Origin of the sequence: Brevundimonas sp., from assembly GCF_013912005.1 — a bacterium.
In the GTDB taxonomy this organism is placed as follows: domain Bacteria; phylum Pseudomonadota; class Alphaproteobacteria; order Caulobacterales; family Caulobacteraceae; genus Brevundimonas.
Genome location: NZ_JACESB010000042.1, coordinates 1 through 6,492 on the forward strand (window position 1 = coordinate 1; position 6,492 = coordinate 6,492).

9 protein-coding genes are annotated in these 6,492 nt (G+C 72.0%); 8 read left to right on the forward strand and 1 reads right to left on the reverse strand.

Annotation, left to right across the window (positions count from 1 at the left end; all coding sequences use genetic code 11):
• The first annotated feature begins 185 nt into the window (after positions 1–185).
• Genes H2038_RS14790 through truA form a run of 5 tightly spaced genes read left to right on the forward strand, consistent with a single transcriptional unit; the run spans position 186 to position 3,070 of the window.
• Positions 186–533, forward strand: coding sequence for an acyl-CoA thioesterase (locus H2038_RS14790; RefSeq protein ID WP_292114926.1), 348 nt, complete (start codon positions 186–188; stop codon positions 531–533).
• Between the two features lie 57 nt (positions 534–590).
• Complete coding sequence (gene def / locus H2038_RS14795) at positions 591–1,157, forward strand: peptide deformylase (protein ID WP_292114905.1); 567 nt, start codon at positions 591–593, stop codon at positions 1,155–1,157.
• On the forward strand, positions 1,157–1,384 hold the full coding sequence (locus H2038_RS14800) for a hypothetical protein (protein WP_292114908.1): 228 nt from the start codon (positions 1,157–1,159) through the stop codon (positions 1,382–1,384). The genes def and H2038_RS14800 overlap by 1 nt, the downstream gene beginning before the upstream one ends.
• A gap of 16 nt (positions 1,385–1,400) precedes the next feature.
• Positions 1,401–2,327, forward strand: coding sequence for a methionyl-tRNA formyltransferase (gene fmt / locus H2038_RS14805; protein ID WP_292114911.1), 927 nt, complete (start codon positions 1,401–1,403; stop codon positions 2,325–2,327).
• Positions 2,327–3,070 carry a tRNA pseudouridine(38-40) synthase TruA gene (truA, locus tag H2038_RS14810; RefSeq protein WP_292114914.1) on the forward strand — a complete coding sequence of 248 codons (744 nt, stop codon included), beginning with the start codon at positions 2,327–2,329 and terminating at the stop codon, positions 3,068–3,070. The genes fmt and truA overlap by 1 nt, the downstream gene beginning before the upstream one ends.
• Before the next feature lie 4 nt (positions 3,071–3,074).
• On the opposite strand, the gene H2038_RS14815 is transcribed toward truA, so the two are convergent.
• The gene (locus H2038_RS14815; RefSeq protein ID WP_292114916.1) at positions 3,075–3,212 is read right to left on the reverse strand and encodes an entericidin A/B family lipoprotein; all 138 of its coding nucleotides are present in this window, start codon (positions 3,210–3,212) and stop codon (positions 3,075–3,077) included.
• Positions 3,213–3,310: 98 nt separating this feature from the next.
• Here H2038_RS14815 and H2038_RS14820 point away from each other — a divergent pair, with 98 nt between their 5' ends.
• The 3 genes from H2038_RS14820 to H2038_RS14830 all read left to right on the forward strand — a co-directional run.
• Entirely contained in the window at positions 3,311–4,972 is a 1,662-nt protein-coding gene (locus tag H2038_RS14820) for a thiamine pyrophosphate-dependent enzyme (RefSeq protein ID WP_292114918.1), read from the forward strand.
• Between the two features lie 8 nt (positions 4,973–4,980).
• On the forward strand, positions 4,981–5,433 hold the full coding sequence (locus H2038_RS14825; protein WP_292114920.1) for a hypothetical protein: 453 nt from the start codon (positions 4,981–4,983) through the stop codon (positions 5,431–5,433).
• Positions 5,434–5,478: 45 nt separating this feature from the next.
• A partial coding sequence (locus tag H2038_RS14830; RefSeq protein WP_292114923.1) for a 5'-3' exonuclease H3TH domain-containing protein occupies positions 5,479–6,492 on the forward strand: 1,014 nt, incomplete at its 3' end.

The window sequence follows — 6,492 nt, forward strand, 5'->3', positions numbered from 1 at the left end:
CGCTCCAGAACGATGGAGCGCGCTCTTGACCGACGACACCCAAATCCCGCAGAGCCAAGCCCACGCCCGGTCTCGTGTCGGGTGCGCCACTTTCCTTCCCCTTTCAGCCGGAGCCGCCGCGCGTGACCGACGCCGCCGATCTGCCGACGCAGCCGTCGGGCCAGCCCGTCGGCCGGGTCATCGCCATGCCCGCCGACACCAACCCCGAGGGCGACATCTTCGGCGGCTGGCTGCTGGCGCACATGGACCTCGCCGGCGCGACGCCCGCCTTTGAGATCGCCCAGGGGCGCTGCGCCACCGTGGCGCTCGACGGCATGGTGTTCCACCAGCCGGTGGCGGTCGGCGACGAGGTGTCGATCTACGCCCGCGTCCTGAAGACCGGACGCACCTCGGTGCGGGTGCACGTCGAGGCGTGGAAGCGCTCGCGCAACGTCGCCCAGTCGCGGTCGGTGCGGGTGACCGAGGGGGTGTTCACCTATGTGGCGCTGGACGAAACGGGCCGGCCGCGGCTGCTTCCCGGCGTCGCCGCATAACCTAGCGGAACACTCGGAAATCTTGACCTTCGGGTCCGTCGCGACTACCTCGCGGGCATGGCTCTCCGTCGCATCCTCACCATCGACAACGCCGCCGACCTGGCGGTGCTGAAGCAGGTCTCGACCCCGGTCGAGGGGCCGGTGACCGACGAGCTGCGGGCGCTCATGGACGACATGCTGGAGACCATGTACGCCGCCCCGGGCATCGGTCTGGCGGCGGTGCAGATCGGCGACACGCGGCGCGTGATCGTCATGGATCTCGGCGACGGCGCGCCGGAGGGCGAGCCGGCCGAGGGCGAGGAAGAGCCGCAACGCCGGCCGAACCCGCGCTATTTCGTCAATCCCGAGATCGTCTGGGCCTCCGACGAGCTGTTCGCCTACGAGGAGGGCTGCCTGTCGGTCCCCGAGTATTTCGACAACGTCGAACGGCCCGCCCGGGTCCGCGTCCGCTACCTCAACTACGCCGGCGAGTCGGTCGAGGAGGAGTGCGAGGGGCTCTACGCCGTCTGCATCCAGCACGAGATGGACCACCTCGAGGGCGTGCTGTTCATCGACCACCTGTCGCGGCTGAAGCGCGACCGCGCCATCGCCAAGGTGAAGAAGGCCGCGAGGCTCGCCGCCTGATGGCCCGCCTGCGCCGCAAGCCGGATCGCATCGTCGGCCCGGACGGCCGGCGCCGCCTGACGCGCAACGAGAAGGTCGGCGTGGCCAGCCTGATCACCCTCGTCGGCGTCGCCGCCGTCGGCGTGGTGGCCGGCATCCTGCTGGACCGGCTGCTGGACTTCGACGACGCCCTCGACGCCGGCGGCGAATGGGACGAGGGCGGCGGCGTCTTCACGCGCTGGGATTGACGGTCTAGGAGGCGCCATGCGCCTCGCCTTCATGGGAACTCCCGACTTCGCCGTGCCCTCGCTGGCCGAGCTGATCGCCAGCGGCCATGAGGTCGTGGCCGTCTACAGCCAGCCGCCGAAGCCGAAGGGCCGGGGCCAGAAGCTGAGCCCGTCGCCGGTGCACGCCTTCGCCGAGACCATGGGCCTGCCGGTGTTCACCCCCGCCTCGATGAAGGCGGCCGAGGCCATCGAGACCTTCCGCAGCCTCGACCTCGACGCCGCCTGCGTGGTCGCCTACGGCCAGATCCTGAAGCCGGAGGTGCTGGAGGCGCCGCGGCTGGGCTGTTTCAACCTGCACGGTTCGCTGCTGCCGCGCTGGCGCGGCGCCGCCCCGATCCAGCGCGCCATCATGGCCGGCGACCGCCAGACCGGCGTGCAGATCATGCGCATGTCCGAAGGCCTGGACGAGGGGCCGATCCTGCTGTCCGAGGTGATGGACATCCGCCCGGACGACACCGCCGCGACCCTGTCGGAGCGGATGGCCCATATCGGCGCCAGCCTGTGGCCGCGCGCCCTGGCGGCGATCGAGCGCGGCGGCGTCGAGGGCGTGCCCCAGACCGGCGAACCGACCTACGCCCGCAAGATCACCCCGGCCGAGGCCCGCATCGACTGGACCCGGCCGGCGCGCGAGATCGACTGCCATATTCGCGGCCTGTCGCCGTTCCCGGGCGCCTGGTTCGAGGCGCCGGGGCCCGACGGCCCGGTCCGCATCAAGGCGCTGATGTCGCGCGTGTCCGGCCCGGGCGAGGGCGCGCCGGGCGAGGTGCTCGACGGCGGGCTGCGCGTGGCCTGCGGCGACGGCGTGGTCCGACTGCTGACGGTGCAGCGGCCGGGCAAGGCGGCCCAGCCGGCCGAAGAGATGCTGCGCGGCTTCGCCATTCCGGCCGGAACGGTGCTGGGCTGATGCCCCGCTACCGGCTGACGGTCGAGTACGACGGCTCGGGCTACAACGGCTTCCAGGCCCAGGCCGGGCAGCCGACGGTGCAGGGCGCCCTGGAAGCGGCCATCACCGCCTTCTCCGGCCAGACGGTGCGCATCGCCGCCGCCGGCCGCACCGACACCGGCGTTCACGCCACCGGCCAGGTGGTCAGCTTCGATCTGGACAAGGCGTGGCCGGCGCGGACGGTGATGAACGCGATGAACGCCCACCTTGTCGAGGAGGAGGTCGCGGTGCTCGACTGCGCCGAGGTCGATGCCGACTGGCACGCCCGCTTCTCGGCCGTCGGGCGGCGGTACCTCTACCGCATCCTCAACCGCCCGGGCCGTCCGGCGCTGGATCTCGGCCGCGTCTGGCACGTGAAGAAGCCGCTCGACGCGGACGCCATGCAGCGGGCGGCGCAGGCCCTGGTGGGGCTGCACGACTTCACCACCTTCCGCGACGCCGGCTGCCAGTCGGCGTCGCCTGAGAAGACGCTGGATGTCGCGACCGTGACGCGCGTCGGCGAGGAGGTGCATCTGGTGTTCGAGGCGCGCAGCTTTCTCCACCGGCAGGTGCGTTCCATGACCGGCACCCTGGCCGAGGTCGGCCTCGGCCGCTGGGCCGTGGGGGATGTGGCCGCGGCCCTGGCGGCCCGCGACCGCAAGGCGTGCGGCCCGGTGGCGCCGGCCGAGGGCCTCTATCTCACCGGGGTGCGCTACGAGGACTGAAGCCTCAGCGCTTCGCGCTCTCGGCGCCGGAGGTGACGGCGTCGCCGGCGGCGCGCACGTCGCGGCCGATGCCCGAGATGGTGTTGCAGGCGGAGACGGCCAGGGCGGCGGCGATCAGGGACAGGACGGCGATCTTCTTCATGGTCTCTGCGGGGCTGGGATGGAACCTTGGCCGTAAACGCCAGCGTGGCCGTGCGGTTGCATGGCCAAGCCGGGGGGCGATCTGCTAACGGCGGGGCCATGACCCAGCCCGCGAACACCGCCGCCCGCCGCCTCGTCGAGACCCTCGTCATGAACGGCATCGACCGCGTCTTCTGCGTGCCGGGCGAGAGCTATCTGGCGGTGCTGGACGCCCTCGCCGACGTGCGCGACCGCATCGAGGTGATCGCCTGCCGCCACGAGGCCGGGGCCGCCAACATGGCGGAGGCTTACGGCAAGCTGACCGGCAAGCCGGGCGTCTGCATGGTCACGCGCGGGCCGGGCGCGACCCACGCCTCCATCGGCGTGCACACGGCGCACCAGGACTCCACGCCGATGATCCTGTTCGTCGGCCAGATCGCCCTGACCGACCGCGGCCGCGGCGCCTTCCAGGAGGTCGACTACCGCGAGGTGTTCGGCGGCCTGGCCAAATGGGCGACCGAGATCGAGAGCCCGGAGCGCACCGTCGAGGTGGTCGAGCGCGCCTTCGCCACCGCCCTGCAAGGCCGGATGGGTCCGGTGGTCGTCGCCCTGCCGGAGGACATCCTGCACGAGGCCGGCGGTCCGGCCCCGGTGCGGCCGGTGACGCCGGCGAAGGCGGCGCCGGATCCGGCTTGCGTGGACGAGGTGCGCGAGCGCCTGTCAAAGGCGGAACGGCCGCTGCTGGTGCTGGGCGGCTCGGGCTGGACCGACGCCGCCGCGACCGCCATCGCCGACTGGTCCGGGCGGCTTGGGCTGCCGCTCGCCCTGTCCTTCCGCCGCAAGGACCTGGTCTCCAACGACCGCTCCAACTACGCCGGCGACCTCGGCCTCGGCTGCAATCCGAAGCTGACCGCCCGGGTCAAGGCGGCCGACCTGATCCTCGCCATCGGAGCCCGGCTCGGCGAGAACCCGACCCAGGGCTACACCCTGCTGGACCGCGCCCGTACGGCGGAGACCCTGATCCACATTCATCCGGGTCCGGAGGAGCTGGGCCGGGTGTGGACGCCCCTGCTGGCCGCCGCCGCCGACAACTCGCTGGCCGCGCTCGCCCTGTCTCAGATCGACCCGGGGCGGACATGGCCCGCCGAGGCCGCCGCCGCCCGGGCCGACTACGAGGCCTTCATCCAGCCGGTCGAGGTCACCGGCGCGGTCAACATGAGCGCGGTCATCCGCCATCTCGCCGAGGCCCTGCCGGAGGACGCCATCGTCACCAACGGCGCGGGGAATTTCGCCGCCTGGCTGCACCGCTTCCATCGCCATCGCGCCCGCCGCACCCAGCTGGCCCCGACCTCCGGGGCCATGGGCTACGGCTATCCGGCCGCTCTGGCGGCGAAGAGCGTGCACCCCGGCCGCGAGGTGATCTGCATCGCCGGCGACGGCGACTTCCTGATGACCGGGCAGGAGATGGCCACGGCGGTCCAGTACGGGATCAACGCCGTGGTGGTGGTGGTCGACAACGGGACCTACGGCACCATCCGCATGCACCAGGAGACCCACTATCCGGGCGCTTCGCGGACCATCGCCACCGACCTGAGAAACCCCGACTTCGTCGCCTGGGCCGAGGCCTTCGGGGCCTTCGGGGTGCGCTGCGAGCGGACGGAGGACTTTCCCGCCGCGCTGGCGGCGGCCCGCAACGCCGGCCGGCCGGCCCTCGTTCACCTGATCACCTCGGCCGAGGACATCGCGCCGGGCCGGACGATCAGCGCCCTGCGTTCGCGATAGGAGCCGTCATGCGAATCGCCGCCTTCGCCGCCGCCCTCTGCCTCGCCGGTTGCGCGGCGTCGCCGCCGGCCGTTCCGCCGGTCGTCCAGCACCCGCCGCTCACGGAGAGTCTCGGCGAGGACTGCGCCGTCATCGCGGCCGTGGCCCGTGACCACTATCGTTTCAACACCACCGACAACCTGCCCCCGCCGCTGTGGCTCGACGGGGCCGGCTCCGATTGGGCCCCGCAATGCGACTGGAGCCGCCACGGCCTCCGCTTCCCCGCGACCTTCGATCCCGACCGACCGGGTGACCGGGTGCAATGGGTGTCGTTCAGGCAGCCGCGCTACGACGGCCGCGGCGCGGTGGTCGAGACGGGAATCCTGCACGGCCCGCTGGCCGGCATGGGCTACGAATGCCGGCTCTATTCCGGCTTCAATGGCTGGACCGTCGGCGAATGCCGCAACACCTGGGTCTCCTGACGACGCGCCGGTGACGGCGGCTCCCGGCCCGCCTATGTTCCGCCGATGACCGACGCCGCCGCTCCCGAGACCTCCGATCGTCCGCTCACCCAGGACGGCCCGGCCGTCCGGCTGTGGATGATCGACGCCTCGGCCTACATCTTCCGCGCCTACCATGCCCTGCCGCCCCTGACCCGCAAGTCCGACGGCCTCCCGGTCGGGGCCGTGCAGGGCTACTGCAACATGCTGTGGAAGCTGATCCGGGACATGCGGGGGCCCGACGGCCCGACCCACCTGGTGGCCATCTTCGACCACTCGGAGAAGACCTTCCGCAACGAACTGTACGATCAGTACAAGGCGAACCGCTCGGCGCCGCCCGAGGATCTGATCCCGCAGTTTCCGCTGGTCCGCGAAGCCACCGCCGCCTTCGGGGTGCACTGCGTCGAACTGCCGGGCTACGAGGCCGACGACCTGATCGCCACCTACGCCTGCAAGGCGCGCGACGCCGGCGGCGAGGCGGTCATCGTCAGCTCCGACAAGGATCTGATGCAGCTGATCGGGCCGTCGGTGGTGATGTGGGACCCGATGAAGGACCGCAAGCTGGCGGAGGAGGCGGTGCTCGAGAAGTTCGGGGTGACCCCGGACAAGGTGGTCGAGGTCCAGGCCCTGATCGGCGACAGCGTCGACAACGTGCCGGGCGCCCCGGGCATCGGGCCCAAGACGGCCGCCCAGCTGATCACCGAGTTCGGCGATCTGGACACCCTTCTGGCCCGCGCGCACGAGATCAAGCAGCCGAAGCGGCGCGAGACCCTGATCGAATTCGCCGACCAGATCCGCCTCTCGCGCGAGCTGTGCCGCCTGACCTGCGACGCCCCCGCGCCGGAGCCGATCGACGACTTCGCCGTCCGTGACCCCGATCCGGAGGTGCTGGGCGAATTCCTCGACCGGATGGAGTTCCGCTCGCTGCGCGCCCGCGTCGGCGACGGCAAGGCGCCCCCGAAGGACGGCTCGGCCTTCACCGCCCGGCCGAAGATGCCCTCCGCCCCCGTCCTCGCCCCCCGCTACGGCGACGTCGCTCCC

What these genes read in the sequence shown, in the direction of transcription:
- H2038_RS14790 (WP_292114926.1), top strand. Translation starts at nt 186, where the DNA reads ATGCCCGCCGACACCAACCCCGAGGGCGACATCTTCGGCGGCTGGCTG.
- def (WP_292114905.1), top strand. Translation starts at nt 591, where the DNA reads ATGGCTCTCCGTCGCATCCTCACCATCGACAACGCCGCCGACCTGGCG.
- H2038_RS14800 (WP_292114908.1), top strand. Translation starts at nt 1,157, where the DNA reads ATGGCCCGCCTGCGCCGCAAGCCGGATCGCATCGTCGGCCCGGACGGC.
- fmt (WP_292114911.1), top strand. Translation starts at nt 1,401, where the DNA reads ATGCGCCTCGCCTTCATGGGAACTCCCGACTTCGCCGTGCCCTCGCTG.
- truA (WP_292114914.1), top strand. Translation starts at nt 2,327, where the DNA reads ATGCCCCGCTACCGGCTGACGGTCGAGTACGACGGCTCGGGCTACAAC.
- H2038_RS14815 (WP_292114916.1), bottom strand. Translation starts at nt 3,212, where the DNA reads ATGAAGAAGATCGCCGTCCTGTCCCTGATCGCCGCCGCCCTGGCCGTC.
- H2038_RS14820 (WP_292114918.1), top strand. Translation starts at nt 3,311, where the DNA reads ATGACCCAGCCCGCGAACACCGCCGCCCGCCGCCTCGTCGAGACCCTC.
- H2038_RS14825 (WP_292114920.1), top strand. Translation starts at nt 4,981, where the DNA reads ATGCGAATCGCCGCCTTCGCCGCCGCCCTCTGCCTCGCCGGTTGCGCG.